38 protein-coding genes are annotated in these 24,221 nt (G+C 68.7%); all 38 read left to right on the top strand.

The window, feature by feature from the left end; all coding sequences use genetic code 11:
* Positions 1-130 precede the first annotated feature (130 nt).
* The 38 genes from rpsL (at position 131) to F4554_RS22125 (ending at position 24,041) form a co-directional block, all read left to right on the top strand.
* Positions 131-505 (top strand): 30S ribosomal protein S12, encoded by a 375-nt coding sequence (gene rpsL, locus F4554_RS22310; protein WP_092653795.1) that lies wholly within the window; start codon positions 131-133, stop codon positions 503-505.
* A complete protein-coding gene (rpsG, locus tag F4554_RS22305; RefSeq protein WP_092653797.1) occupies positions 505-975 on the top strand; it encodes a 30S ribosomal protein S7 in 471 nt (156 codons plus the stop codon). Before rpsL ends, rpsG begins: the two co-directional genes overlap by 1 nt.
* 96 nt (positions 976-1,071) lie before the next feature.
* On the top strand, positions 1,072-3,177 hold the full coding sequence (gene fusA, locus F4554_RS22300) for an elongation factor G (protein ID WP_179789363.1): 2,106 nt from the start codon (positions 1,072-1,074) through the stop codon (positions 3,175-3,177).
* A 79-nt stretch (positions 3,178-3,256) separates the two neighbouring features.
* Positions 3,257-4,453: an elongation factor Tu gene (gene tuf, locus F4554_RS22295; RefSeq protein WP_179789362.1), complete on the top strand. Its 1,197-nt coding sequence runs from the start codon at positions 3,257-3,259 to the stop codon at positions 4,451-4,453.
* 489 nt (positions 4,454-4,942) lie between these two features.
* Entirely contained in the window at positions 4,943-5,251 is a 309-nt protein-coding gene (gene rpsJ / locus F4554_RS22290) for a 30S ribosomal protein S10 (RefSeq protein WP_020575534.1), read from the top strand.
* 11 nt (positions 5,252-5,262) lie between these two features.
* Positions 5,263-5,943 (top strand): 50S ribosomal protein L3, encoded by a 681-nt coding sequence (gene rplC / locus F4554_RS22285; RefSeq protein ID WP_179789361.1) that lies wholly within the window; start codon positions 5,263-5,265, stop codon positions 5,941-5,943.
* Complete coding sequence (gene rplD, locus F4554_RS22280) at positions 5,940-6,605, top strand: 50S ribosomal protein L4 (protein ID WP_179789360.1); 666 nt, start codon at positions 5,940-5,942, stop codon at positions 6,603-6,605. Before rplC ends, rplD begins: the two co-directional genes overlap by 4 nt.
* Positions 6,602-6,907 (top strand): 50S ribosomal protein L23, encoded by a 306-nt coding sequence (gene rplW / locus F4554_RS22275; RefSeq protein WP_179789359.1) that lies wholly within the window; start codon positions 6,602-6,604, stop codon positions 6,905-6,907. Before rplD ends, rplW begins: the two co-directional genes overlap by 4 nt.
* A 15-nt stretch (positions 6,908-6,922) precedes the next feature.
* Positions 6,923-7,753: a 50S ribosomal protein L2 gene (rplB, locus tag F4554_RS22270; protein ID WP_092653809.1), complete on the top strand. Its 831-nt coding sequence runs from the start codon at positions 6,923-6,925 to the stop codon at positions 7,751-7,753.
* A gap of 15 nt (positions 7,754-7,768) precedes the next feature.
* Entirely contained in the window at positions 7,769-8,050 is a 282-nt protein-coding gene (rpsS, locus tag F4554_RS22265; RefSeq protein WP_092653811.1) for a 30S ribosomal protein S19, read from the top strand.
* The gene (gene rplV / locus F4554_RS22260; protein WP_425546718.1) at positions 8,047-8,460 is read left to right on the top strand and encodes a 50S ribosomal protein L22; all 414 of its coding nucleotides are present in this window, start codon (positions 8,047-8,049) and stop codon (positions 8,458-8,460) included. Before rpsS ends, rplV begins: the two co-directional genes overlap by 4 nt.
* Entirely contained in the window at positions 8,460-9,320 is an 861-nt protein-coding gene (gene rpsC / locus F4554_RS22255) for a 30S ribosomal protein S3 (RefSeq protein WP_179789358.1), read from the top strand. The genes rplV and rpsC overlap by 1 nt, the downstream gene beginning before the upstream one ends.
* Before the next feature lie 2 nt (positions 9,321-9,322).
* Entirely contained in the window at positions 9,323-9,742 is a 420-nt protein-coding gene (gene rplP, locus F4554_RS22250; protein ID WP_092884139.1) for a 50S ribosomal protein L16, read from the top strand.
* Complete coding sequence (gene rpmC / locus F4554_RS22245; RefSeq protein WP_092653817.1) at positions 9,742-9,990, top strand: 50S ribosomal protein L29; 249 nt, start codon at positions 9,742-9,744, stop codon at positions 9,988-9,990. Before rplP ends, rpmC begins: the two co-directional genes overlap by 1 nt.
* Positions 9,987-10,304, top strand: a complete 318-nt coding sequence (gene rpsQ, locus F4554_RS22240; protein ID WP_202889419.1) for a 30S ribosomal protein S17 — start codon at positions 9,987-9,989, stop codon at positions 10,302-10,304. Before rpmC ends, rpsQ begins: the two co-directional genes overlap by 4 nt.
* A gap of 112 nt (positions 10,305-10,416) precedes the next feature.
* On the top strand, positions 10,417-10,785 hold the full coding sequence (rplN, locus tag F4554_RS22235; protein WP_092653819.1) for a 50S ribosomal protein L14: 369 nt from the start codon (positions 10,417-10,419) through the stop codon (positions 10,783-10,785).
* A gap of 3 nt (positions 10,786-10,788) precedes the next feature.
* Positions 10,789-11,163, top strand: coding sequence for a 50S ribosomal protein L24 (gene rplX, locus F4554_RS22230; RefSeq protein WP_238341380.1), 375 nt, complete (start codon positions 10,789-10,791; stop codon positions 11,161-11,163).
* Positions 11,163-11,732 (top strand): 50S ribosomal protein L5, encoded by a 570-nt coding sequence (gene rplE / locus F4554_RS22225; RefSeq protein ID WP_179789357.1) that lies wholly within the window; start codon positions 11,163-11,165, stop codon positions 11,730-11,732. Before rplX ends, rplE begins: the two co-directional genes overlap by 1 nt.
* Before the next feature lies 1 nt (position 11,733).
* Entirely contained in the window at positions 11,734-11,919 is a 186-nt protein-coding gene (locus F4554_RS22220; protein WP_092884135.1) for a type Z 30S ribosomal protein S14, read from the top strand.
* Positions 11,920-12,000: 81 nt separating this feature from the next.
* Complete coding sequence (gene rpsH / locus F4554_RS22215) at positions 12,001-12,408, top strand: 30S ribosomal protein S8 (RefSeq protein ID WP_179789356.1); 408 nt, start codon at positions 12,001-12,003, stop codon at positions 12,406-12,408.
* A gap of 25 nt (positions 12,409-12,433) precedes the next feature.
* Positions 12,434-12,973, top strand: a complete 540-nt coding sequence (gene rplF, locus F4554_RS22210) for a 50S ribosomal protein L6 (RefSeq protein WP_179789355.1) — start codon at positions 12,434-12,436, stop codon at positions 12,971-12,973.
* Positions 12,974-12,976: 3 nt separating this feature from the next.
* The gene (gene rplR, locus F4554_RS22205; protein ID WP_179789354.1) at positions 12,977-13,360 is read left to right on the top strand and encodes a 50S ribosomal protein L18; all 384 of its coding nucleotides are present in this window, start codon (positions 12,977-12,979) and stop codon (positions 13,358-13,360) included.
* 27 nt (positions 13,361-13,387) lie between these two features.
* On the top strand, positions 13,388-13,990 hold the full coding sequence (gene rpsE, locus F4554_RS22200; protein WP_092653833.1) for a 30S ribosomal protein S5: 603 nt from the start codon (positions 13,388-13,390) through the stop codon (positions 13,988-13,990).
* Positions 13,990-14,172 (top strand): 50S ribosomal protein L30, encoded by a 183-nt coding sequence (gene rpmD, locus F4554_RS22195; protein WP_179789353.1) that lies wholly within the window; start codon positions 13,990-13,992, stop codon positions 14,170-14,172. Before rpsE ends, rpmD begins: the two co-directional genes overlap by 1 nt.
* A 2-nt stretch (positions 14,173-14,174) precedes the next feature.
* Complete coding sequence (gene rplO / locus F4554_RS22190; protein ID WP_179789352.1) at positions 14,175-14,666, top strand: 50S ribosomal protein L15; 492 nt, start codon at positions 14,175-14,177, stop codon at positions 14,664-14,666.
* Positions 14,667-14,872: 206 nt separating this feature from the next.
* Positions 14,873-16,171, top strand: a complete 1,299-nt coding sequence (secY, locus tag F4554_RS22185; RefSeq protein WP_179791709.1) for a preprotein translocase subunit SecY — start codon at positions 14,873-14,875, stop codon at positions 16,169-16,171.
* Entirely contained in the window at positions 16,168-16,734 is a 567-nt protein-coding gene (locus tag F4554_RS22180) for an adenylate kinase (RefSeq protein WP_179789351.1), read from the top strand. The genes secY and F4554_RS22180 overlap by 4 nt, the downstream gene beginning before the upstream one ends.
* Before the next feature lie 20 nt (positions 16,735-16,754).
* Entirely contained in the window at positions 16,755-17,588 is an 834-nt protein-coding gene (map, locus tag F4554_RS22175) for a type I methionyl aminopeptidase (protein ID WP_179789350.1), read from the top strand.
* Positions 17,589-17,746: 158 nt separating this feature from the next.
* Entirely contained in the window at positions 17,747-18,190 is a 444-nt protein-coding gene (locus F4554_RS22170; RefSeq protein WP_337796159.1) for a DUF1707 SHOCT-like domain-containing protein, read from the top strand.
* Positions 18,191-18,542: 352 nt separating this feature from the next.
* On the top strand, positions 18,543-18,764 hold the full coding sequence (infA, locus tag F4554_RS22165; RefSeq protein ID WP_092653844.1) for a translation initiation factor IF-1: 222 nt from the start codon (positions 18,543-18,545) through the stop codon (positions 18,762-18,764).
* Positions 18,765-18,868: 104 nt separating this feature from the next.
* The gene (gene rpmJ / locus F4554_RS22160) at positions 18,869-18,982 is read left to right on the top strand and encodes a 50S ribosomal protein L36 (RefSeq protein ID WP_020575560.1); all 114 of its coding nucleotides are present in this window, start codon (positions 18,869-18,871) and stop codon (positions 18,980-18,982) included.
* A 198-nt stretch (positions 18,983-19,180) separates the two neighbouring features.
* Positions 19,181-19,561 (top strand): 30S ribosomal protein S13, encoded by a 381-nt coding sequence (gene rpsM, locus F4554_RS22155; RefSeq protein WP_179789349.1) that lies wholly within the window; start codon positions 19,181-19,183, stop codon positions 19,559-19,561.
* Between the two features lie 81 nt (positions 19,562-19,642).
* On the top strand, positions 19,643-20,050 hold the full coding sequence (gene rpsK / locus F4554_RS22150) for a 30S ribosomal protein S11 (protein WP_092884124.1): 408 nt from the start codon (positions 19,643-19,645) through the stop codon (positions 20,048-20,050).
* Positions 20,051-20,088: 38 nt separating this feature from the next.
* A complete protein-coding gene (gene rpsD / locus F4554_RS22145) occupies positions 20,089-20,697 on the top strand; it encodes a 30S ribosomal protein S4 (RefSeq protein WP_179789348.1) in 609 nt (202 codons plus the stop codon).
* An 82-nt stretch (positions 20,698-20,779) separates the two neighbouring features.
* The gene (locus tag F4554_RS22140; RefSeq protein WP_092884122.1) at positions 20,780-21,793 is read left to right on the top strand and encodes a DNA-directed RNA polymerase subunit alpha; all 1,014 of its coding nucleotides are present in this window, start codon (positions 20,780-20,782) and stop codon (positions 21,791-21,793) included.
* A gap of 120 nt (positions 21,794-21,913) precedes the next feature.
* Positions 21,914-22,468 (top strand): 50S ribosomal protein L17, encoded by a 555-nt coding sequence (gene rplQ / locus F4554_RS22135; RefSeq protein ID WP_179789347.1) that lies wholly within the window; start codon positions 21,914-21,916, stop codon positions 22,466-22,468.
* 35 nt (positions 22,469-22,503) lie between these two features.
* Entirely contained in the window at positions 22,504-23,442 is a 939-nt protein-coding gene (gene truA / locus F4554_RS22130) for a tRNA pseudouridine(38-40) synthase TruA (RefSeq protein WP_179789346.1), read from the top strand.
* Positions 23,439-24,041: a methyltransferase gene (locus F4554_RS22125; protein WP_179789345.1), complete on the top strand. Its 603-nt coding sequence runs from the start codon at positions 23,439-23,441 to the stop codon at positions 24,039-24,041. Before truA ends, F4554_RS22125 begins: the two co-directional genes overlap by 4 nt.
* Positions 24,042-24,221: the final 180 nt, after the last annotated feature.

Raw genomic sequence — 24,221 nt, 5'->3', positions numbered from 1 at the left:
ATCTCGGCGACTGGGCCCCGCGGCGACACACCCGACCGCGGGGGTCGCGCGGTGAGCCCAGGAGACGTCGCCGCCGCGAAGACAGTCACACCGGAGAGACAGTCCACCGAGCAGAAGAGGGAACGACGCGGTGCCCACGATCCAGCAGTTGGTCCGCAAGGGCCGCAAGGACAAGGTGTCCAAGAACAAGACGCCGGCGCTCAAGGGTTCGCCCCAGCGGCGTGGCGTGTGCATGCGCGTCTACACCACCACCCCTCGTAAGCCCAACTCCGCTCTGCGCAAGGTCGCCCGTGTGCGGCTGACCAGCCAGATCGAGGTCACGGCCTACATCCCCGGCGTGGGCCACAACCTGCAGGAGCACTCGATGGTGCTCGTGCGCGGTGGCCGGGTGGCGGACCTCCCCGGTGTGCGTTACAAGATCGTCCGCGGCTCCCTCGACACCCAGGGTGTGAAGGGTCGCAAGCAGGCCCGCAGCCTCTACGGCGCCAAGAAGGAGAAGAGCTAATGCCGCGCAAGGGTCCGGCTCCGAAGCGTCAGCCGATCGTCGACCCGGTCTACGCGTCGCCGCTGGTGAGTCAGCTGATCAACAAGATCCTCCGGAGCGGCAAGAAGCAGCTCGCTCAGCGCATCGTCTACACCGCGCTCGAGGGCTGCCGCGAGAAGACCGGCACCGACCCGGTGATCACTCTCAAGCGCGCGCTCGACAACGTGAAGCCGGCGCTCGAGGTGAAGAGCCGCCGCGTTGGTGGCGCGACCTACCAGGTGCCGATCGAGGTCCGCCCGGGCCGCTCGACGACGCTGGCGCTGCGCTGGCTGGTGAGCTACTCCCAGTCCCGCCGCGAGAAGGCCATGTCCGAGCGGCTGATGAACGAGATCCTGGACGCCTCCAACGGGCTCGGCGCGAGTGTCAAGCGTCGCGAGGACACCCACAAGATGGCGGAGTCCAACAAGGCGTTCGCGCACTACCGCTGGTAGACCAGGCGCCTGCTACGGGCAGGACACGCCGACACCGGCCGCTCCTGCTCCCATCTGCCGACTGAACTGCCGAGACCCGAGAGAACCGACTGCCTGATGGCGACCAACCTTCGCACCGTTGATCTGGCCAAGGTCCGCAACATCGGAATCATGGCCCACATCGACGCGGGCAAGACCACCACCACCGAACGGATCCTGTTCTACACCGGTATCACGTACAAGATCGGTGAAGTCCACGAGGGCGCTGCCGTCATGGACTGGATGGAGCAGGAGCAGGAGCGCGGCATCACGATCACGTCCGCCGCGACGACCTGTCACTGGAAAGACAACACGATCACGATCATCGACACCCCGGGTCACGTCGACTTCACCGTCGAGGTGGAGCGCAACCTCCGGGTGCTCGACGGCGCGGTCGCGGTGTTCGACGGCGTTGCCGGCGTCGAGCCACAGTCGGAGACGGTGTGGCGGCAGGCCGACCGGTACAAGGTCCCGCGGATGTGTTTCGTCAACAAGCTGGACCGCGTGGGCGCGGAGTTCCACCGCTGCGTCGACATGATCGTCAGCCGGCTCAACGCCGTCCCCGCTGTGCTGCAGCTCCCGCTGGGTGCCGAGGCCGACTTCATCGGGGTCATCGACCTCGTGGAGCAGCGTGCCCTCACCTGGCGCGGTGAGACGCAGAAGGGCGAGGACTACGCGATCGAGGAGATCCCGGCGTCCCACAAGGAGGCCGCGGCCGCGTGGCGCGACCGGCTGATCGAGACCGTCGCCGAGGCCGACGACGAGATCATGGAGCTCTACCTCGAGGGCGAGGAGCCCTCGGTGCCGCAGCTCAAGGCGGCGATCCGCCGGGCGACCATCGCCGACAAGATCACCCCGGTGCTCTGCGGTACGGCGTTCAAGAACAAGGGCGTGCAGCCCCTGCTCGACGCCGTGATCGACTACCTCCCGTCGCCGCTCGACGTCGGCGCCGTCCAGGGGCACTCGCTCCGGGACGAGTCCGAGATCATCGAGCGCGAGCCCGACGAGGACGGCCCGCTGGCCGCGCTGGCGTTCAAGATCATGAGCGACCCGCACCTCGGCAAGCTGACCTACCTGCGCATCTACTCCGGCACGCTCACCGCCGGCACCCAGGTGCTGAACAGCACCAAGGACCGCAAGGAGCGGATCGGCAAGATCTACCGCATGCACGCCAACAAGCGTGAGGAGATCGAGAAGGCGTCCGCCGGCCAGATCGTCGCGGTGATGGGTCTGAAGCAGACCACCACCGGTGAGACGCTCTGCGGCCCGGAGGCCCCGGTCATCCTGGAGTCGATGAACTTCCCGGCTCCGGTGATCTCGGTCGCGATCGAGCCGAAGACCAAGAGCGACCAGGAGAAGCTGTCGGGCGCCATCCAGCGGCTGGCCGAGGAGGACCCGACCTTCCAGGTGCGCACCGACCAGGAGACCGGTCAGACGATCATCTCCGGGATGGGTGAGCTGCACCTGGACATCCTGGTCGACCGGATGAAGCGCGAGTTCCGCGTCGAGGCCAACGTCGGCAAGCCGCAGGTGGCCTACCGCGAGACGATCCGCAACAAGGTCGAGAAGGTCGAGTACACCCACAAGAAGCAGACGGGTGGCTCGGGTCAGTTCGGCCGGGTCATCATTGACCTGGAGCCCACCGGCGGTGAAGGCGACGGCGGCTACGAGTTCGTCAACGCGGTCAGCGGTGGCCGGATCCCGCGGGAGTACATCCCCGCGGTCGACGAGGGCATCCAGGAGGCCATGGAGTTCGGCGTGCTCGCCGGCTATCCCATGGTCGACATCAAGGTCACCCTGCAGGACGGCGCCTACCACGACGTCGACTCCTCCGAGCTGGCCTTCAAGATCGCCGGCTCGATGGCGTTCAAGGAGGCGGCGCGGCGCGCCAAGCCCACCTTGCTCGAGCCGATCTTCAAGGTCGAGGTCACGACACCGGACGACTACCTCGGTGAAGTGATCGGCGACATCAACAGCCGTCGCGGGCACGTCCAGAAGATGGACGAGTTCGCCGGTAACCGGGTCATCACGGCGCTTGTTCCGCTGTCGGAGACCTTCGGGTACGTTGGCGACCTGCGAAGCAAGACCCAGGGTCGTGCCGTACCCCACATGGAGTTCCACTCCTACGCCGAGGTTCCCAGGACCGTGGCGGAAGAGATTGTGAAGAAGGTACGGGGCGAATAACCCGCCCACGCCATCAGTCCGTATAGTTCCGCGCCTAGTCCGAACGGCGTAGATAGTAAGAAACCAGGAGGAGCCCGAAGTGGCGAAGGCGAAGTTCGAGCGCACTAAGCCGCACGTCAACATCGGCACCATTGGGCACATCGACCACGGCAAGACGACTCTCACCGCGGCGATCACCAAGGTGCTGCACGAGAAGATGCCGGACGTCAATCCCTTCTACGCCTTCGACCAGATCGACAAGGCGCCGGAAGAGAAGCAGCGTGGCATCACGATCACGATTGCCCACGTCGAGTACCAGACGGAGAAGCGGCACTACGCTCACGTCGACTGCCCTGGTCACGCCGACTACATCAAGAACATGATCACCGGTGCGGCTCAGATGGACGGCGCGATCCTCGTGGTCGCGGCGACCGACGGCCCGATGCCGCAGACGCGTGAGCACGTGCTGCTCGCCCGTCAGGTCGGCGTTCCCTACATCGTGGTCGCCCTGAACAAGGCCGACATGGTGGAGGACGAGGAGATCCTGGAGCTCGTCGAGCTCGAGGTCCGTGAGCTGCTCTCGTCGCAGGAGTTCCCCGGCGACGACGCCCCGGTGGTACGGGTCTCGGCGCTGAAGGCGCTCGAGGGCGACCCGGAGTGGGCCGACAAGATCATGGAGCTCATGGCCGCCGTCGACGAGTCGGTGCCCGAGCCCCAGCGTGAGATCGACCGGCCGTTCCTGATGCCGGTGGAGGACGTCTTCACCATCACCGGTCGCGGCACGGTCGTCACCGGCCGGGTCGAGCGCGGTGTCCTCAAGGTCAACGAGGAGGTGGCGCTCGTCGGCATCCGTACGGGCACCGCCCCCAAGACCACGGTGACCGCGGTCGAGATGTTCCGCAAGATCCTCGACGAGGCGCGTGCCGGCGAGAACGTCGGTCTGCTCCTGCGCGGCATCAAGCGCGAGGACGTCGAGCGCGGCATGGTCATCACCAAGCCGGGCACCACCACCCCGCACACGGAGTTCGAGGCCCAGGTCTACGTGCTCTCGAAGGAGGAGGGTGGCCGTCACAAGCCCTTCTTCAACAACTACCGCCCGCAGTTCTACTTCCGGACCACGGACGTCACTGGTGTCGTCCACCTTCCGGAAGGGACCGAGATGGTCATGCCGGGCGACAACACGGAGATGCGGGTCGAGCTGATCCAGCCCATCGCGATGGAGGAGCAGCTGCGCTTCGCCATCCGTGAGGGTGGCCGCACCGTTGGTGCGGGTCAGGTCACCAAGATCCTCAAGTAACACCACCAGCAAGCGGGGTGGACCGCTCCCCAGCGGCCCACCCCGCTTGCTGTGAGGCCCCGATTGGTCAACAAACCGGGGACTCTGGCATACTGCTGCAGTTGCCTACGGCTGGCCGCCGTGGCGTGTTCTGGCGGGAGTTCTCTCCCCGGACACGGCCGACACGGAGGTCTCGCCCCTCGAGGGTGCGCCTGGCGCCTCGATCGCAGCCCGATCGAGGTGACGTGGAAGTCGCAGAGCAATGTTCGCGCTCGGCAGGTCCGGGCCTTCGAGATTCCCCCAGCGGGTCGCCTTCATGGGATCCATGCGGGCAGGGTGTGCGACACACCCGACCGCGGGGGTCGGAGGAAGGACAGTCAGCGCGGGCCGCGGGGCTCCACCCGGGAGCCTGGCGGCGCAGCATCGGGCCGCGGCCAACCGGAGCGAAGCCGGAAAGGCATCTCGGGGGCGAACGGCTCCCGGCGTACGAGAGAAGGACGCGAAACAGCCATGGCGGGACAGAAGATCCGCATCAGGCTCAAGGCCTACGACCACCAGGTCATCGACACTTCGGCGCGCAAGATCGTCGACACGGTGACCAGGACTGGCGCGAAGATCGCCGGCCCGGTGCCGCTGCCCACCGAGAAGAACGTCTTCTGCGTCATCCGCTCGCCGCACAAGCACAAGGACAGCCGCGAGCACTTCGAGATGCGGACGCACAAGCGGCTCATCGACATCATCGACCCCACGCCGAAGACGGTCGACTCGCTGATGCGACTCGACCTTCCTGCCGGCGTCGACATCGAGATCAAGCTCTGAGGGACGCACCTATGAGCAGCGTGAACAGTGTGAGCCAAGGCGCGGCCCGAGAGGTACGCGGCCTGTTGGGCGAGAAGGTCGGCATGACGCAGGTCTGGGACGACCAGAACCGCCTCGTGCCGGTGACCGTGGTCAAGGCCGGTCCGTGTGTCGTCACCCAGGTGCGCACGCCGGACCGGGACGGCTACGCGGCGGTCCAGATCGCGTACGGCGCGGTCGACCCCCGCAAGGTCAACAAGCCCGAGCAGGGCCACTTCGCCAAGGCCGGCGTGACGCCGCGCCGGCACGTGGTCGAGCTCCGTACGGCGAACGCCGCCACCTTCGACACCGGCCAGGAGATCACGGCCGAGGTGTTCGAGGCGGGGGAGGACGTCGACGTGACGGCCACCAGCAAGGGCAAGGGATTCGCCGGCGTCATGAAGCGCCACGGCTTCCACGGCCTGCGGGCGAGCCACGGTGTGGAGCGCAAGCACCGCTCCCCGGGCTCGATCGGCGCCTGCGCGACTCCCGGTCGCGTCTTCAAGGGTGTCCGGATGGCCGGCCGGATGGGCGGCGACCGGGTGACCACCCAGAACGTCACCGTCCACGCGGTGGATGCCGAGAAGGGTCTGGTGCTCCTCAAGGGCGCCGTCCCCGGCCCGCGCGGTGGTCTGGTGCTCATCCGCAACGCGGCGAAGGGAGCGGCCAAGTGACGGCGACGAGTATCGATGTCGTCGACCACACCGGCGGCAAGACCGGTTCGGTCGACCTGCCGGCGGAGATCTTCGACGTCCAGGTCAACGTGCCTCTGATCCACCAGGTAGTGGTGGCTCAGCAGGCGGCGGCCCGACAGGGCACGCACGCGGCGAAGACGCGTTCGCAGGTGTCCGGTGGCGGCGCGAAGCCGTACCGCCAGAAGGGCACCGGCCGAGCCCGGCAGGGCTCGCGGCGGGCGCCGCAGTTCGCCGGCGGCGGTGTGGTCCACGGCCCGCAGCCGCGGTCCTACGACCAGCGCACGCCCAAGAAGATGAAGGCGGCCGCCCTGCGCGGTGCGCTGTCCGACCGGGCCCGTCACGGCCGTCTGCACGTGGCGAGCTCGCTGGTCGAGGGCGACGCCCCGTCCACGAAGTCCGCGGTTGCGGCGCTGGCGAAGATCGCCACCGGCGCCCAGCTCCTGGTCGTGGTCGACCGCGAGGACGCGCTCACCTGGCACAGCCTGCGCAACGTGCCGAGCGTGCACCTGATCGTGCCGGACCAGCTCAACACCTACGACGTGCTCACGTCGGACGAGGTGGTCTTCACCAGCGCGGCGTACGCCACCTTCACCGGCGCGAACGCGACGGACACCACGACTGACGCAGGGGAGGACGCGTGAGCAACCTGCACAAGGACCACCGCGACGTGCTCGTCGCGCCGGTGATCAGTGAGAAGAGCTACGGCCTCCTCGACCAGAACAAATACACGTTCCTGGTGAGCCCGAGCGCCAACAAGACCCAGATCAAGATCGCGGTCGAGAAGGTGTTCGACGTGAAGGTGACCGAGGTCAACACGCTCAACCGGCACGGCAAGCGCCGCCGTACCCGCTACGGCTGGGGTCAGCGGGCGAGCACCAAGCGAGCGATTGTCACCGTGGCCGACGGCCAGCGGATCGACATCTTCGGCGGACCGGTTTCGTAAGGCGAGGACTGACGAATGGCTATCCGTAAGTACAAGCCGACGACACCCGGTCGTCGTGGCGCGAGTGTCGCGGACTTCGCGGAGATCACGCGCACGACGCCCGAGAAGTCGCTGCTGCGCCCCCTTCCGAAGAAGGGCGGCCGCAACAACACCGGCCGGATCACGACCAGGCACCAGGGCGGCGGTCACAAGCGCGCCTACCGCCTGATCGACTTCCGGCGGTTCGACAAGGACGGCGTGCCGGCGAAGGTCGCGGAGATCGAGTACGACCCCAACCGCACCGCCCGGATCGCGCTGCTCCACTACGTGGACGGCGAGAAGCGCTACATCCTGGCTCCGGCCCGGCTCCAGCAGGGGCAGCGGGTCGAGAGCGGGGTCGGCGCCGACATCAAGCCCGGCAACAACCTGCCGCTGCGCAACATCCCGGTCGGCACCACGGTGCACGCGATCGAGCTGCGGCCCGGCGGGGGAGCCAAGATCGGTCGCTCCGCCGGTGCCAGCGTCCAGCTGGTGGCCCGCGAGGGTGCGATGGCGTCGCTGCGGATGCCCTCCGGTGAGATCCGGATGGTGGACGTGCGCTGCCGCGCCACCGTCGGCGAGGTCGGCAACGCCGAGCAGAGCAACATCTCGCTCGGCAAGGCCGGCCGCAACCGCTGGAAGGGCAAGCGGCCGTCGGTGCGCGGTGTCGTGATGAACCCCGTCGACCACCCGCTCGGTGGTGGCGAGGGCAAGTCCTCCGGTGGCCGGCACCCGGTGTCGCCATGGGGCAAGCCCGAGGGTCGCACCCGCCGTAACAAGCCAAGTGACCGTTTGATCGTCCGTCGCCGCAAGAGCGGCAAGCGGTAAGAGGGAGCCTGAACGATGCCACGCAGCCTCAAGAAGGGCCCCTTCGTCGACGACCACCTGATCAAGAAGGTGGACGCCCAGAACGACAAGGGGAGCAAGCAGGTCATCAAGACCTGGTCGCGCCGCTCGATGATCGTGCCGGCGATGCTGGGCCACACGATCGCCGTTCACGACGGACGTAAGCACGTGCCGGTCTTCGTGACCGAGGCGATGGTCGGGCACAAGCTCGGCGAGTTCGCCCCGACGCGGACGTTCCGCGGTCACGAGAAGGATGACCGAAGGAGCCGGCGCCGGTGACCGCCACAGTCAGGAGTGACGCCATGGAAGCGGCCGTGGAGGCCAGGGCCGTCGCGCGATTCGTCCGCATCACGCCGAGGAAGGCCCGCCGGGTCGTGGAGCTCATCCGCGGTCACCGGGCCGAGGACGCGGTCAACCTGCTGCGCTTCGCGCCGCAGGCAGCCAGCGAGCCGGTGCTGAAGGTGCTGGAGAGCGCGATGGCGAACGCAGAGCACAACCTGCAGCTGGGCCGCGGCACTCTGCGGGTCGCTCGGGCGTACGTCGACGAAGGCCCGACGATGAAGCGCTGGCGTGCCCGCGCACAGGGTCGCCCCGGCCCGCTGGAGAAGCGGACCTGTCACATCACCGTGGTCGTGGAGCCGTCGGAAGACCAGCCGGCCGGCCAGCAGAGGAACAGGAGGACCCGCTAGTGGGACAGAAGGTCAACCCGCACGGGTACCGCCTCGGGGTCACCACCGACCACAAGAGCCGGTGGTACGCCGACAAGCTCTACAAGTCCTACATCGCCGAGGACGTGGCGATCCGGCGCCTGCTCACCAAGGGCATGGACCGGGCCGGCATCTCCAAGGTCGAGATCGAGCGCACCCGTGACCGGGTTCGCGTCGACATCTACACCGCGCGTCCGGGCATCGTGATCGGCCGGCGTGGTGTCGAGGCCGACCGCATCCGCGGTGAGCTGGAGAAGCTCACCGGCAAGCAGGTGCAGATGAACGTCCTCGAGGTGAAGAACCCCGAGGTCGACGCGCAGCTGGTCGCCCAGGGCGTCGCCGAGCAGCTTGCCAGCCGGGTGGCGTTCCGCCGGGCGATGCGCAAGGCACTGCAGAGCGCGAACAAGGCCGGCGCGCTGGGGATCAAGGTCCAGTGCTCGGGTCGCCTCGGCGGCGCCGAGATGTCGCGGTCGGAGTTCTACCGCGAAGGCCGGGTTCCGCTGCACACGCTGCGCGCCGACATCGACTACGGCTTCTACGAGGCCCGTACGACGTTCGGCCGGATCGGCGTGAAGGTCTGGATCTACAAGGGCGAGGTCCCGGTGTCCCGGGCCGAGCGCGAGCAGAAGCAGATGGAGGCCCGTAACGCGGCCCAGCGTCGCCCCGGCGGCGAGCGTCCGCCGCGTGGCGGACGGCGCGGCGGCGGCGGCGAGCGGCGCGGTGGCGGCGAGCGGCGCGACAGCGGGCGGCAGCAGCAGCCCGCCGCGGCGAGCACCGAGGCGAGCGCCCCCGAGTCCGCTGGTGCGGCCTCCGGTACGACGAGCACCGGACAGGAGGGCTGACGATGCTCATCCCGCGGAAGGTCAAGCACCGCAAGCAGCACACTCCGAATCGGCGCGGTATGGCCAAGGGCGGCACGTCGGTCGCGTTCGGTGAGTACGGCATCCAGGCCCTGGAGAGCCACTTCGTCACCAACCGGCAGATCGAGGCGGCTCGTATCGCCATGACCCGGCACATCAAGCGTGGCGGCAAGGTGTGGATCAACATCTTCCCCGACCGCCCGCTGACCAAGAAGCCGGCCGAGACCCGGATGGGTTCCGGTAAGGGCTCGCCGGAGTGGTGGATCGCCAACATCAAGCCGGGCCGGGTGATGTTCGAGCTGGCTTACCCCAACGAGCAGGTCGCTCGTGAGGCACTGCAGCGGGCGATCCACAAGCTCCCCATGAAGTGCCGCATCGTGAAGCGTGAGGCAGGTGAAGGCTGATGGCCACGACATCGAAGGCCACTGAGCTGCGCAACCTCGGCGCGGACGAGTTGGCGGACAAGCTTCGCGAGGCGAAGGAAGAGTTGTTCAACCTCCGCTTCCAGGGCGCGACCGGCCAGCTGGAAAGCCACGGCCGGCTGCGCACCGTGCGGCGGGAGATCGCGCGGATCTACACGGTGATGCGGGAGCGCGAGCTCGGCATCACGGCCGCGGTCGAGTCCGATTCGACGGCGGAGGGAGCCGCATGAGCACGAACGAAGAGGTGGGATCGGTGTCCGCCGCGCAGACGGGTGCTACGACGACCGAGCAGAAGCGCGGCTTCCGCAAGACCCGTGAGGGCCTGGTCGTCAGCGACAAGATGGACAAGACCGTTGTGGTCGAGGTCGAGGACCGCGTCAAGCACGCCCTGTACGGCAAGGTCATGCGCCGGACCAACCGGCTCAAGGCCCACGACGAGGCGAACGAGTGCGGCGTCGGCGACCGGGTGCTCCTGATGGAGACCAGGCCGCTGTCGGCGACGAAGCGCTGGCGGATCGTCGAGATTCTCGAGAAGGCCAAGTAAGGATTTCGAGCGGCATCATGCCCGCGAAGACCAGAGCCGATCGGCCACGCCGGTCGACGAAGAAGTTGGACAGCCGGCGGGGCCGGTTGGGTCGTCCGACAGGGAGACTGTGGTGATTCAGCAGGAGTCGCGACTGAAGGTCGCCGACAACACGGGAGCCAAGGAGATCTTGTGCATCCGGGTCCTCGGCGGCTCCGGTCGGCGGTACGCCGGGATCGGCGACGTCATCGTCGCCACCGTGAAGGACGCCATTCCCGGTGGCAACGTCAAGAAGGGCGAGGTCGTCAAGGCCGTCGTCGTACGCACCGTGAAGGAGCGCCGGCGCCCGGACGGGTCCTACATCCGCTTCGACGAGAACGCCGCGGTCCTGCTGAGGAACGACGGCGAGCCCCGCGGGACCCGCATCTTCGGGCCGGTCGGGCGTGAACTTCGCGAGAAGCGCTACATGCGGATCATCTCGCTCGCTCCGGAGGTGCTCTAGACAATGGCGAATTCGCTGCACATCAAGAAGGGCGACCTCGTACGGGTCACCGTCGGCCGCGACCGTGGGGTCGAGGGCAAGGTGATCGAGGTGGATCCGGCCAAGGGCAGGGTCTTCGTCGAGGGCGCCAACCGCGTGAAGCGGCACACCAAGGTGGTCCAGGGCGGCGGCCGTCAGGGCACGACCGGCGGGATCGTGACGCAGGAGGCCTCCATTCCGGTCTCCAACGTCACCCTGCTGGTCGAGGTCGACGGCAAGAAGGTGCCGACCCGAGTGGGCTACGACCGGCGTGAGGTGGAGAAGACCCGCGCCGACGGTTCGACGTACAAGGCCTTCCGCAGCGTGCGTATCGCGCGGAAGACCGGCGAGGAGATCTGATGACGGCTGCGACCGAGGAGCGCGTGCAGCCTCGCCTCAAGGCGCGCTACCGCAACGAGATTGCCGGGTCCCTGCGCAAGGAGTTCGGCTTCGCCAACCCCATGCAGGTCCCGACGGTGACCAAGGTCATCGTCAACATGGGCGTCGGTGACGCCGCGCGCGACTCCAAGCTGATCGACGGTGCGGTGCGCGACCTGACGAACATCACCGGCCAGAAGCCGGCGGTCACCCGGGCCCGCAAGTCGATCGCGCAGTTCAAGCTGCGCGAGGGCATGCCGATCGGCACCCACGTGACGCTACGCGGCGACCGGATGTGGGAGTTCCTGGACCGGCTGCTCTCGCTGGCGCTGCCGCGCATCCGCGACTTCCGCGGGCTCTCGCCCAAGCAGTTCGACGGCCGTGGCAACTACACGTTCGGCCTCACCGAGCAGGTGATGTTCCACGAGATCGACCCCGACCAGATCGACCGGTCGCGTGGCATGGACATCACCGTGGTGACGACCGCATCGAACAACGAGGAGGGGCGCGCTCTCCTCCGGCACCTCGGTTTCCCGTTCAAGGAGTCCTGACGTGGCTAAGACAGCCCTGATCAACAAGGCGAAGGCCAAACCGAAGTTCGGCGTGCGCGCCTACACCCGTTGCCAGCGGTGCGGTCGGCCGCGTGCGGTATTCCGCAAGTTCGGTCTCTGCCGGATCTGCGTGCGCGAGATGGGACACCGCGGCGAACTGCCCGGTGTGACCAAGAGCAGCTGGTAAGCCGACCACAGGCATCGCCTTCCCAACTAGTCACCTCAGGTCCGGAGTCCCGGAAACCGTGGTGAGAAAGTGGCCAGACCTATGAGCATGACCGACCCGATCGCAGACATGTTGACCCGTCTGCGGAACGCCAACCGGGCTTATCACGACACCACCTCGATGCCCTACAGCAAGCTCAAGGCGGGCATCGCCGAGATCCTTCAGCAGGAGGGCTACATCGCCGGCTGGCGGGTCGAGGAGCCGGAGGCCGGCGAGGTGGGCAAGACCCTCGTGCTGCAGCTGCGCTTCGGTCCCAGCCGGGAGCGCTCCATCGCGGGTATCCGGAGGATTTCCAAGCCGGGCCTGCGGGTCTACGCGAAGTCGACCGGCCTGCCGAAGGTGCTCGGCGGACTTGGCATCGCGATCATTTCGACGTCGCAGGGGCTGCTGACAGACCGGCAGGCCACCCAGCGTCGCGTAGGCGGCGAAGTCGTCGCCTACGTGTGGTAACGGGAACGGGAAGGAGGAACACCGCATGTCCCGCATCGGCAAGCTCCCCATCCCGGTGCCCTCGGGCGTCGACGTGTCGATCGATGGCCAGACGGTCACCGTGAAGGGGCCCAAGGGAACCCTGGCGCACACCGTCTCGGCACCCATCACGGTCGTCCAGGACGAAGGGCAGCTCGAGGTCAGGCGCCCCGACGACGAGCGCAGGAGCAAGGAGCTCCACGGGCTCAGCCGCACGCTGGTCTCCAACATGATCATCGGTGTGACGCAGGGCTACGAGCGCAAGCTGGAGATCGTCGGCGTCGGTTACCGCGTCGTGCCCAAGGGCCCGACCCAGCTGGAGCTCTCGCTCGGTTACAGCCACTCGATCACGTTCGACGCCCCCGAAGGGGTGTCGTTCGCCGTGGAGACGGCCACCAAGTTCTCGGTCTCCGGGATCAACAAGCAGCAGGTCGGTGAGGTCGCCGCCAACATCCGCAAGCTGCGCAAGCCGGAGCCGTACAAGGGCAAGGGCATTCGTTACGCCGGCGAGAAGATTCGGCGCAAGGTCGGAAAGGCGGGTAAGTAAGCGATGGCCGCCAGTCTCAGCAGCCACAGGACCGCCAACGCCAAGACGCGCGCGCGACTGCGCCGCCAGCTGCGGGTGCGGAAGAAGATCTTCGGTACGCCCGAGCGTCCCCGCCTGGTCGTCACCCGGTCCGCTCGCCACGTCGTGGCGCAGGTCGTGGACGACACCGCGGGCCACACGCTGGCGTCCGCCTCCACGCTGGAGGCCGACCTGCGTGCCTCGGACGGCGACAAGACCGCGCGGGCCCGTCAGGTCGGCGCTTTGGTCGCCGACCGGGCGAAGGCCGCGGGTGTGTCCGCGGTGGTGTTCGACCGCGCCGGCAACCGGTACCAGGGGCGCGTCGCCGCGCTCGCGGACGGGGCCCGCGAAGCCGGGCTCGAGTTCTGACGTTCGACCAGGAGAAGAGAGGTAACCATGGCTGGACCCCAGCAGCGCCGCGGTAGCGGCACTGGTGACCGCCGGGACCGCCGGGACGAACGTCGGGGCGGTTCGGCGGCGGAGAAGACCGCCTACATCGAGCGCGTCGTCTCGATCAACCGTGTCGCCAAGGTCGTGAAGGGTGGCCGGCGCTTCAGCTTCACCGCGCTGGTCGTCGTCGGCGACGGTGACGGCACCGTGGGCGTTGGCTACGGCAAGGCGAAGGAAGTGCCCTCCGCGATCGCCAAGGGCGTCGAGGAGGCCAAGAAGCACTTCTTCAAGGTCCCCCGTATCCAGGGCACGATCCCGCACCCCGTGCAGGGCGAGAAGGCGGCCGGTGTCGTCCTCCTCCGCCCGGCTTCGCCCGGTACCGGTGTGATCGCCGGCGGACCGGTGCGCGCCGTACTGGAGTGCGCGGGCATCCACGACATCCTGTCCAAGTCCCTCGGCTCCTCCAACGCGATCAACATCGTCCACGCGACGGTGGAGGCGCTGCGGTTGCTCGAGGCGCCGGAGAAGGTCGCGGCACGCCGCGGGCTGCCGGTCGAGGACGTCGCTCCGGCCGCGTTGCTGCGGGCCCGGGCGGAGGTGAGCGCGTGATGGCGCAGCTCAAGGTCCGCCAGGTCCGATCGGCGATCGGCCGCAAGCAGAACCAGCGGGACACCCTCCGGTCGCTCGGGCTCAAGCGCCTGCACGACGTGGTGGTCAAGGAGGACCGTCCCGAGATCCGGGGCATGATCGCGACGGTTTCCCACCTCGTCGCGGTCGAGGAGGTCGACTGACGATGGCTAGCCAGGCCAAGAACAACACGGCACAGCGGGAGGGCGCGGGCGGCACGCCGCTGCGCGTCCACCACCTGCGGCCGGCGCCCGGCGCCAAGACCGCCCGCACCCGGGTGGGTCGCGGTGAGGGAAGCAAGGGCAAGACCGCCGGGCGCGGCACCAAGGGCAGCAAGGCCCGTGGCAGCATCCCCGCGATGTTCGAGGGCGGCCAGATGCCGCTGCACATGCGGATGCCGAAGCTGAAGGGCTTCAAGAACCCCTTCCGCACGGAGTACCAAGTGGTCAACCTGGACAAGATCAGCGCGCTTTACCCCGACGGCGGCAACGTCACCGTCGAGGCGCTGGTCGCCCACGGTGCGGTCCGCCCGGACCGCCCGGTCAAGGTCCTCGGCACCGGCGAGGCGTCGGCGGCGTTCGAGGTGACGGCCCACAGGTTCTCCCAGAGCGCCCGGGACAAGATCACCGCGGCGGGCGGCACGGTCACCGAGCTGTAGAAGTTCGTCACACACGCGACAAAGTGGGGCGCCGCTGGCGGTAAGGTTCCTGGGAACCCCGCCAGGGCGCCCCGTGCGGCGTCGCCGGCCCGAGCGGGCTGTATTGTCCGAGGGAACGTCAGGGCTCCGGGGCGGCGTCGCGTCGGTTCCCAGTGGTGTCCACCGATCACGAGGATCCGCCGTCAGGCGGTACGCAGGAGGACTGGGTGCTCACCGCGTTCGTCAACGCGTTCAAGACGCCGGACCTGCGCAAGAAGCTGCTTTTCACGCTCTTCATCATCGCGTTGTTCCGGGTCGGTTCGGTGCTGCCCACACCAGGGGTGGACGCCGCGGCCGTACGCCGTTGCCTGAATCCCGCGCTGTCGGGTGGCGGCAACCAGATCTACGGGATGCTCAACCTCTTCTCCGGCGGCGCGCTGCTGCAGCTGTCGGTCTTCGCGCTCACGATCATGCCGTACATCACGGCGAGCATCATCATCCAGCTGCTCACGGTCGTCATCCCGCGCCTGGAGAGCCTCAAGAAGGAGGGGCACTCCGGCACCCAGAAGATCACGCAGTACACCCGATATCTCACCATCGGTCTGGCCATCCTGCAGTCGACCACCATCGTGGCGCTGGCTCGGTCGGGCCGGATGTTCCAGGGCTGCAACGAGACGATCATCCCGAACGACAACATCCTCACCCTGGTGACGATGGTGCTGACGATGACCGCCGGCACCGGCGTGATCATGTGGTTCGGCGAGCTGATCACCGACCGCGGCGTCGGCAACGGGATGTCGGTGCTGATCTTCGTGTCGATCGCGGCGGGCTTCCCGACCGCGCTGTGGGGCATCCGCCAGCAGAAGGGCTGGGTCACCTTCCTCGCGGTGATCGCGATCGGCCTGGTCATCATGGGCGCCGTCATCTACGTCGAACAGGCCCAGCGCCGGATTCCGGTGCAGTACGCCAAGCGGATGCTCGGCCGGCGCGCCTACGGCGGCAGTTCGACGTACATCCCGCTCAAGGTCAACCAGGCCGGCGTCATCCCGGTGATCTTCGCCTCCAGCCTGCTCTACGTGCCGGTGCTCGCCGCTCAGTTCAATCCGAACGCACCGTGGGCGCAGTGGATCACCACCAACATCTCCCGAGGCGACCATCCGGCCTACATGCTCGGCTTCTTCCTGTTGATCGTCGCGTTCACGTACTTCTACGTGGGCATCACGTTCAACCCGAACGAAGTCGCCGACAACATGAAGAAGCACGGTGGCTTCATCCCGGGCATCCGCGCCGGCAAGCCCACCGAGGACTACCTGCAGTACGTGCTCTCGCGCATCACCGCACCGGGGTCCCTCTACCTCGGTGTGCTCGCGCTGATCCCGCTGATCGCGTTCGCGCTCATCGGGGCCAACCAGAACTTCCCGTTCGGCGGCACGTCCATCCTGATCGTGGTCGGGGTGGGTCTCGACACGGTGAAGCAGATCGAGAGCCAGCTCCAGCAGCGGCACTACGAAGGGTTCCTGCGTTGACGCGCCTGCTCATCATGGGTCCACCCGGAGCGGGCAAGGGTACCCAGGCCAAGAAGATCGCCGAACGACTGCGCATTCCGGCCATCTCGACCGGCGACATCCTCCGGCAGAACGTCGAGGACCGCACGCTCCTCGGCCGGGAGGCGGCCCGCTACCTCGACGCAGGCGAGCTCGTCCCCGACGAGATCATCAACGGCATGGTGCGGGCCCGGCTGGACGAGCCGGACACCGAGAGCGGCTTCCTGCTCGACGGCTACCCGCGCACGCTCGCCCAGGTGGGCACGCTCGACGACATCCTCGCCGACGAGGGCGTGTCGCTGGAGCGCGTGCTGGTGCTCACGGTCGACTCCGACGAGTTGGTCAAGCGGGTGCTCAACCGCGCCCAGGAGAGCGGCCGCAGCGACGACACCGAGGACGTCATCCGGCGCCGGCTCGAGGTGTACGCCGAGCAGACCGAGCCGTTGCTCGACGTGTACGACGGTCGCCACCTGCTGGTGCCGGTGAACGGCATGGGTGAGGTCAACGAGGTGACCGAACGGGTGCTGTCCGCGCTCGCGAAATAGGCGGAGCGACAGGAGGCACCGTGTTCTCAGACCGCAGACTGCACCTGAAGAAGCCCGCCGAGATCTCGCTCATGCGGGCGGCCGGCGTGGTGGTCGGGCAGACCCTGGAGGCACTGCGCGCGGCGGTGGCGCCGGGCGTCACCACCGCCGACCTCGACGCGCTGGCCGAGGAGCGGATCCGGGCCAGCGGGGCGGTGCCGTCGTTCCTCGGCTACCACGGCTACCCGGCCTCGATCTGCACCTCGGTCAACGACGAGGTGGTGCACGGGATCCCGGGCGGCCGGACCCTGCGTGAGGGTGACCTCATCTCCATCGACTGCGGCGCGATCGTGGAGGGCTGGCACGGCGACGCGGCGATCACCGTCCCGGTGGGGGAGGTCGAGCCGCGGCTGCTCGAACTCGCCCGGGTCTGCGAGGAGGCGTTGTGGCGGGGTCTGGCCGCGGTGCGCACCGGCGGCAGGCTCAGCGACGTCTCCGCCGCGGTGGAGACGCACGTGCGCGGCCAGGGCGACTACGGCATCGTCGAGGACTACGTGGGACACGGGATCGGCACCCAGATGCACCAGCCCCCCAACGTCCCCAACCTCGGCAAGCCCGGCAAGGGCCCGCGGCTGCAGCCGGGACTCACGATCGCGGTCGAGCCGATGATCACCCTGGGCTCCCAGGACACCGACGTCCTCGACGACGACTGGACGGTGGTCACCCGTGACGGCGGCACGGCGGCGCACGTGGAGCACACGGTGGCGCTGACCGAGACCGGGCCGTGGGTGCTCACCGCGCTGGACGGGGGAGCGGCGAAGTTCGCCGAGCTCGGCATCGCGGTCGGCGGCCAGGGCCACCAGCCCGTCGGATAGGACACACCGGCTACCCGGGTAGGTGACACCAGTCGTCCGGGTAGGAGCGCGGGCTCCCGGGTAGGGCGGACCCCACCACCGGCCAGGGGGTTTCCTCCCGCCTCCCCTGGGGGGACATCCCGGATGCGGTCCCGGGTGCGGCCGGGCAGACTGTCCACGTGCCATATGGACCGGACATGCGCGCCTCCGACGGCGACCGGGAGAAGATCGCCTCCCGCCTTCGCGACGCACACGCGGAGGGACGACTGTCCCTCGGGGAGTTCCAGGACCGCCTGGACACGCTCTACTCCGCGCAGACCTACGGCGAGCTCGAGCCGCTCGTCCGCGACCTCCCGGTGAGCCGCACACCGCACACCCAGGCGGTCGTCCCGGACCGGCCCGCGTCGACGACCGGCGAGCCCGCCCGCCGGTCTCGCCGGGACAAGGGGCTCGCGGTCATGTGGACCATCTGGGCCGCGGCCGTGGCGGTCAACCTGGTGGTCTGGATCCTGGTCAGCGTCACCAACTGGGATCTTGAGTACTTCTGGCCGATCTGGGTGGCCGGCCCGTGGGGCGCCATCCTGGCCGCGATCACGGTGGGCAGGCGGTACGTCCGGGACTGACCGGGCGCCGGGCGGGTTCGGGTCGAGGATCGGGCGAGGATCGGGCGAGGATCAGGCCAAGATCAAAACAGCCGTCGAGCCCGGTCGGATCGACCCGGTTCGGAGGCATTTCGGAGGACGGCTAGGGCCGAGTCGGTGGCCTCCGACCGCTTCTTCGACCCGATCGAGAGCGCGGTGTGGCGTCGGTTCGGTGCCGGTTTCGCATCCTGCCCACCCGTGACGTAAACTCTGACGTCGGTCTCTCCCTGCCCAGCGGCTGGTCGATTGTGCGTGGGCGGGCACAGATGCGGGTGGGCGGTGACCAAGACGTACGCCCGCGACGTTCACACAAGCCAGGCGAAGTGCGGAGGACATGCCGAAAAAGGAAGGTGTCATCGAGATCGAGGGCACGGTGGTCGAGGCGCTCCCCAACGCGATGTTTCGCGTGGAGCTCCAGAACGGCCACAAGGTCCTCGCGCACATCAGCGGCAAGATGCGGCAGCACTACATCCGGATCCTTCCCGAGGACCGCGTCGTGGTGGAGCTCTCACCCTACGACCTGACTCGTGGGCGGATCGTCTACCGCTACCGCTAGCAGCAGCGCGGGGGTGCCGCCCCCGTGGAGCCGACATTCCCGTACGCGGGGCCAGCCCGCCGAGTGGACTGATGGGAGCGGCGCTCCCGTCCGGAGAAGAAGTCATGAAGGTCCAGCCCAGCGTCAAGAAGATCTGTGACAAGTGCAAGGTGATCCGGCGGCACGGCCGGGTCATGGTGATCTGCGAGAACCCGCGGCACAAGCAGCGCCAGGGCTGAGCCTGGCGCGGTTCGCCAGCGGGTGTGGATCACACCCAACCAAGCGTGACCGCTCATCGGTGCATCCGCACCGGTGTCACCCCCGGTCGGAGGCCGGGGCCCGGTCGGAACGCCCGAGCAGAAAGGCTCGGCGGTCCAGGGCAGACCGGGGCGCGGCACGTGAGCAGACCTCCGCAAACCGAAAGGAACCTGCCCCACATGGCACGACTCGTCGGTGTCGACCTTCCGCGCGACAAGCGCATCGAGGTCGCACTCACCTACATCTTCGGCATCGGTCGCACCCGCGCCCTGGAGACGCTCGGCGGCACCGGGGTCAACCCCGACCTCCGCGTCCACCAGCTGGGCGACGAGGAGCTGGTGAAGCTCCGCGACTGGATCGAGGCGAACTACCGGACCGAGGGTGACCTCCGTCGTGAGGTCTCCGCCGACATCCGGCGCAAGATCGAGATCGGTTGTTACGAGGGCGTGCGGCACCGCCGCGGTCTCCCCGTACACGGTCAGCGCACGCGTACCAACGCGCGCACCCGTAAGGGCCCCAAGAAGACCGTCGCCGGGAAGAAGAAGGTCGGCCGGAAGTAGTCCGCCGGCTCCACCCAGCCCGCATCGTCAACCGAATCCGGGACGTCGTTCCCACCTCGACTTCAGGAGTTTGCCGAGCTCATGCCTCCCAAGAGCAGGACCGCCGGCGCCGCCAAGAAGGTGCGCCGCAAGGAAAAGAAGAACATCGCCTTCGGGCACGCGCACGTCAAGAGCACGTTCAACAACACGATCGTGACCGTCACCGACCCCAACGGTTCGGTGATCGCCTGGGCCAGCGCCGGCACCGTGGGCTTCAAGGGCTCGCGCAAGTCGACGCCGTTCGCCGCGCAGATGGCCGCCGAGGCGGCTGCCCGCCGGGCGATGGAACACGGCATGAAGAAGGTCGACGTCTACGTCCGCGGGCCGGGCTCCGGCCGCGAGACCGCGATCCGCTCCCTCACGGCCACCGGCCTCGAGGTGGGCACGATCCAGGACGTCACCCCCGTGCCCCACAACGGATGCCGCCCGCCGAAGCGGCGTCGCGTCTGATCCGGTCTGCGCGTATCACGAAGGAGTAGGACTCAACCATGGCCCGTTACACCGGACCGATGAGCAAGAAGTCGCGCCGACTCGGAACCGACCTCGTCGGCGGCGACAAGGCGTTCGAGCGCCGTCCGTACCCGCCCGGCCAGCACGGCCGCGGCCGCATCAAGGAGAGCGAGTACCTCCTGCAGTTGCGGGAGAAGCAGAAGGCTCGCTACTCCTACGGCATCCTGGAGAAGCAGTTCAGCCGGTACTACGCGGAGGCCCACCGTCGTGCGGGCAAGACCGGCGACAACCTGCTGCAGCTGCTGGAGTGCCGGCTCGACAACGTGATCTACCGCTCCGGCATCGCCCGGACCCGGCGGCAGGCCCGGCAGCTGGTCGTGCACGGCCACTTCCAGGTCAACGGCCAGAAGGTCAACGTGCCGAGCTACCAGGTCAGTGCACACGACGTGATCGACGTACGGCAGAAGTCGCGTGAGTCGACGCCGTTCGTGATCGCCCGCGAAACCCACGGCGAACGACCCGTTCCCGGCTGGCTGGAGGTTCTCCCCGGCAGCCTTCGGGTCCTCGTCCACCAGCTCCCGGTCCGGTCCCAGATCGACATCCCGGTCCAGGAGCAGCTGATCGTCGAGTACTACTCGAAGGTCTGATCCAACCCCCGGGGGCCACGCGCCCCCGGGGTATCACCCATTCGCGACGTCATATGGCGGATGTCGCGGAAAGGAACGAATCATGCTCATCGCACAGCGCCCGTCCCTGACCGAGGAAGTCGTCGACGAACACCGTTCGCGGTTCGTCCTCGAGCCCCTCGAGCCGGGCTTCGGCTACACCCTCGGCAACTCCCTGCGGCGCACGCTGCTGTCGTCGATCCCCGGCGCGGCGGTCACCAGCGTCAAGATCGACGGTGTCCTGCACGAGTTCTCCACCATCCCCGGGGTGAAGGAGGACGTGACCGAGGTCGTCCTCAACCTCAAGGAGCTCGTCGTCTCCAGCGAGCACGACGAGCCGGTGACGATGTACCTCCGCAAGCAGGGCCCCGGTGACGTCACCGCGGCCGACATCGCGCCGCCGGCCGGTGTCGAGGTGCACAACCCGCAGCTGCAGATCGCCACCCTGAACAGCAAGGGCAAGCTGGAGATGGAGCTGGTCGTCGAGCGCGGCCGCGGCTACGTCTCCGCCGTCCAGAACAAGCGGGCGGACGCCGAGATCGGCCGGATCCCGGTCGACTCGATCTACTCGCCGGTCCTCAAGGTCACCTACAAGGTGGAGGCGACCCGCGTCGAGCAGCGCACCGACTTCGACCGGCTGATCGTCGACGTCGAGACCAAGCCGAGCATGCGGCCGCGCGACGCGGTGGCCAGCGCGGGCAAGACCCTGGTCGAGCTGTTCGGTCTGGCCCGGGAGCTGAACGTCGACGCGGAGGGCATCGACATCGGCCCGTCGCCGGTGGACGCCCAGCTCGCCGCCGACCTGGCGCTTCCGGTGGAGGACCTCAACCTCACCGTCCGGTCGTACAACTGCCTCAAGCGCGAGGGCATCCACACCGTGGGCGAGCTGATCTCGCGCAGCGAGCAGGACCTGCTGGACATCCGCAACTTCGGCGCCAAGTCCATCGACGAGGTGAAGCAGAAGCTGGTCGGCATGGGCCTGTCCCTCAAGGACAGCGCGCCTGGCTTCGACCCGACGGCGGCGGTCGACTCCTTCGACGAGGAGGAAGAGAGCTACGCCGAGACCGAGCAGTACTGACGTACTGCGCGGTCGCACAGCAGTTTGTGACCCCACCCATCCGCGGGCGAGACCACCGCGTACTCGCCCGCACTGCCACCGGTACCTGATCCGGCCGGTGCAGGAAGGAGAACCTGTTCGATGCCTACTCCCACCAAGGGCGCCCGTCTTGGCGGCAGCCCCGCGCACGAGCGGCTGATGCTGGCCAACCTCGCGACGTCGCTGTTCCGCCACGGCCGCATCACGACGACGGAGACCAAGGCCCGTCGGCTGCGCCCGTTCGCGGAGCGGCTGGTCACCAAGGCCAAGCGAGGTGACCTGCACGCGCGTCGGCAGGTGCACTCGGTGATCCGCGACAAGCAGGTCGTGCACACCCTGTTCGCCGAGATCGGCCCGGGCTTCGAAAGCCGCCCGGGTGGCTACACCCGCATCACCAAGATCGGCCCGCGCAAGGGCGACAACGCCCCGATGGCGGTGATCGAGCTGGTCGAGAGCGGCCCGGTCACCACGTCGTCGCCGAGCGGCAACCGGTCCGCCGCGACGCCGGCTCCGGCCGCGGCCGCCACCGAGGAAGAGACCACGACCGAGGCGCAGGCCCCGGCGCAGGACACCTCGGCGGAGACCCCGGCGCAGGACTCGGCCGACTCCAGCGGTGCCGAGCAGGCCGGTGAGGGCGACCAGGACGGTAAGTCCTGACGGCCGACCGTCCACCCGCGCACGACGAGCCCGCTGTGCCTCCCACCCAGGAGGCCGGCGGGCTCGCGTGCCTCCCGGACAAGCCGGGTGAGCAGGGTCAGCACCGCGAGCATGGCGAGCCCGGGGAGCGGGACGTACGCCTGCGGCTGGACGTGGCCTACGACGGCACCGACTTCGCAGGCTGGGCCGCGCAGCCGGGTCAGCGCACCGTGCAGGGTGAGGTGGAGGAGGCGCTGGTCCGGGTGCTCCGCCTGTCCGGACCGGCCGCGGTCACCTGCGCCGGCCGCACCGACGCGGGTGTGCACGCCCGCGGCCAGGTGTGTCACGTCGACGTACCCACCGCGTCCTTCGCGGCGGCGTCCGGCCGCTCCACCAGGACCCCCGAGCTGGCGCTGACCACCCGGCTGCTCGGCGCGCTGCCGCCCGACGTCCGCGTCCGGGACGTACGCCTGGCACCGCCCGGCTTCGACGCCCGCTTCTCCGCGCTGTGGCGGCGCTACGCCTACCGGGTCTGCGCCGACCCGGCCGCGGAGGACCCCCTGCGCCGGCACGAGGTGCTCCAGCACCATCGCCGGCCGCTGGACCTCACCGCCATGAACGCCGCCGCCGGCCTGCTGCTCGGCGAGCACGACTTCGCGGCGTTCTGCCGGCGCCGGGAGGGTGCCACCACGATCCGGCGGCTCCTGGAGCTGGGGTGGGAGCGCGATGCGTCCGGGCTGCTGGTCTGCCGGGTGGTGGCGGACGCGTTCTGCCACTCGATGGTCCGGGCGCTGGTGGGAGCCCTACTGCGCGTGGGCGAGGGCGGGCGTCCGGCCGAGTGGCCGGCGCAGGTGCTGACCGGGCGCGTCCGCGACTCCGGCGTGCATGTCGTACCCGCTCGTGGGCTGACGCTTGAGGAGGTCGGCTACCCGCCGGCCGAGGAACTCGCCGCCAGGGCCGAGCAGGCCCGCCGAAGGAGGACACCGGCACCGTGAGCGACCACTACTTCGCCACCACACCGGAGTCGAAGGCCACGCCCCGGACGGTGACGTTCTCGGCGTACGGACAGAACTACACGCTCGGGTCCTCGACCGGTGTCTTCTCCGGCGACCGGCTCGACCTCGGCACCTCGGTGCTGTTGCGGGAGGTGCCACCGCCCGCGCGGCCGGGCACGTTCCTCGACCTCGGCTGCGGCTGGGGGCCGATCGCGAGCGTGCTTTCGACCCAGGTCCCCGGCAGCACGGTGTGGGCGGTGGACGTCAACACCCGGGCCCTGGACCTGACCCGGGAGAACGCCGTACGGCTCGGGGTGGCCGAGCGGGTCCGGGTGGCCGCGCCCGACGATGTGCCCGACGACGTACGGTTCGACCAGATCTGGTCCAACCCGCCGATCCGGATCGGCAAGCCGGCCCTGCACGCGTTGCTCGAGCGCTGGCTTCCCCGGCTCGCCCCCGACGGTGTGGCGTGGCTGGTGGTGGGCCGCAACCTCGGCGCGGACTCGCTGCAGCGGTGGCTGGCCGAGCAGGGCTGGCGATGCGAGCGGCACGCCAGCGCCAAGGGTTTCCGCGTGCTCGCCGTACGACCGCCCGGCTGAGGCTGCCCGGCTGAGGCTGCCCGGACGAGGCTGCCCGGACGAGGCCGCCTGGCCGAGGCCGCCTGGCCGAGGCCGCCTGACGCCGACGAGGCCGACGAGGGCGGGCAAACCGGCGGACGGCGACAACCGCCTGAGCGGCCCGGGGCGGAAAACGAATTCGCTCCGGCCGGGCCCGGCCGT

The organism is Actinopolymorpha rutila, assembly GCF_013407855.1.
GTDB classification, from domain to species: Bacteria; Actinomycetota; Actinomycetes; order Propionibacteriales; family Actinopolymorphaceae; genus Actinopolymorpha; species Actinopolymorpha rutila.
The sequence above is the reverse complement of the archived record's forward strand: the minus strand, read 5'-3'. Positions and strand labels throughout refer to the sequence as shown.

Excerpts from the sequence above, each read along its gene's own strand:
- rplO (WP_179789352.1), top strand. The coding sequence starts at position 14,175 with ATGGCTAGCCAGGCCAAGAACAACACGGCACAGCGGGAGGGCGCGGGC.
- rpsH (WP_179789356.1), top strand. The coding sequence starts at position 12,001 with ATGAGCATGACCGACCCGATCGCAGACATGTTGACCCGTCTGCGGAAC.
- rplX (WP_238341380.1), top strand. The coding sequence starts at position 10,789 with ATGGCGAATTCGCTGCACATCAAGAAGGGCGACCTCGTACGGGTCACC.
- rpsD (WP_179789348.1), top strand. The coding sequence starts at position 20,089 with ATGGCCCGTTACACCGGACCGATGAGCAAGAAGTCGCGCCGACTCGGA.
- rpsQ (WP_202889419.1), top strand. The coding sequence starts at position 9,987 with ATGAGCACGAACGAAGAGGTGGGATCGGTGTCCGCCGCGCAGACGGGT.
- rpsJ (WP_020575534.1), top strand. The coding sequence starts at position 4,943 with ATGGCGGGACAGAAGATCCGCATCAGGCTCAAGGCCTACGACCACCAG.
- rplF (WP_179789355.1), top strand. The coding sequence starts at position 12,434 with ATGTCCCGCATCGGCAAGCTCCCCATCCCGGTGCCCTCGGGCGTCGAC.
- rplQ (WP_179789347.1), top strand. The coding sequence starts at position 21,914 with ATGCCTACTCCCACCAAGGGCGCCCGTCTTGGCGGCAGCCCCGCGCAC.
- rpsG (WP_092653797.1), top strand. The coding sequence starts at position 505 with ATGCCGCGCAAGGGTCCGGCTCCGAAGCGTCAGCCGATCGTCGACCCG.
- rplB (WP_092653809.1), top strand. The coding sequence starts at position 6,923 with ATGGCTATCCGTAAGTACAAGCCGACGACACCCGGTCGTCGTGGCGCG.
- rpmD (WP_179789353.1), top strand. The coding sequence starts at position 13,990 with ATGGCGCAGCTCAAGGTCCGCCAGGTCCGATCGGCGATCGGCCGCAAG.
- fusA (WP_179789363.1), top strand. The coding sequence starts at position 1,072 with ATGGCGACCAACCTTCGCACCGTTGATCTGGCCAAGGTCCGCAACATC.
- rpsM (WP_179789349.1), top strand. The coding sequence starts at position 19,181 with ATGGCACGACTCGTCGGTGTCGACCTTCCGCGCGACAAGCGCATCGAG.
- rpsS (WP_092653811.1), top strand. The coding sequence starts at position 7,769 with ATGCCACGCAGCCTCAAGAAGGGCCCCTTCGTCGACGACCACCTGATC.
- rplP (WP_092884139.1), top strand. The coding sequence starts at position 9,323 with ATGCTCATCCCGCGGAAGGTCAAGCACCGCAAGCAGCACACTCCGAAT.
- rpsK (WP_092884124.1), top strand. The coding sequence starts at position 19,643 with ATGCCTCCCAAGAGCAGGACCGCCGGCGCCGCCAAGAAGGTGCGCCGC.
- infA (WP_092653844.1), top strand. The coding sequence starts at position 18,543 with ATGCCGAAAAAGGAAGGTGTCATCGAGATCGAGGGCACGGTGGTCGAG.
- rplE (WP_179789357.1), top strand. The coding sequence starts at position 11,163 with ATGACGGCTGCGACCGAGGAGCGCGTGCAGCCTCGCCTCAAGGCGCGC.
- rpsE (WP_092653833.1), top strand. The coding sequence starts at position 13,388 with ATGGCTGGACCCCAGCAGCGCCGCGGTAGCGGCACTGGTGACCGCCGG.
- rpmJ (WP_020575560.1), top strand. The coding sequence starts at position 18,869 with ATGAAGGTCCAGCCCAGCGTCAAGAAGATCTGTGACAAGTGCAAGGTG.
- rplC (WP_179789361.1), top strand. The coding sequence starts at position 5,263 with ATGAGCAGCGTGAACAGTGTGAGCCAAGGCGCGGCCCGAGAGGTACGC.
- F4554_RS22140 (WP_092884122.1), top strand. The coding sequence starts at position 20,780 with ATGCTCATCGCACAGCGCCCGTCCCTGACCGAGGAAGTCGTCGACGAA.
- rpmC (WP_092653817.1), top strand. The coding sequence starts at position 9,742 with ATGGCCACGACATCGAAGGCCACTGAGCTGCGCAACCTCGGCGCGGAC.
- rplR (WP_179789354.1), top strand. The coding sequence starts at position 12,977 with ATGGCCGCCAGTCTCAGCAGCCACAGGACCGCCAACGCCAAGACGCGC.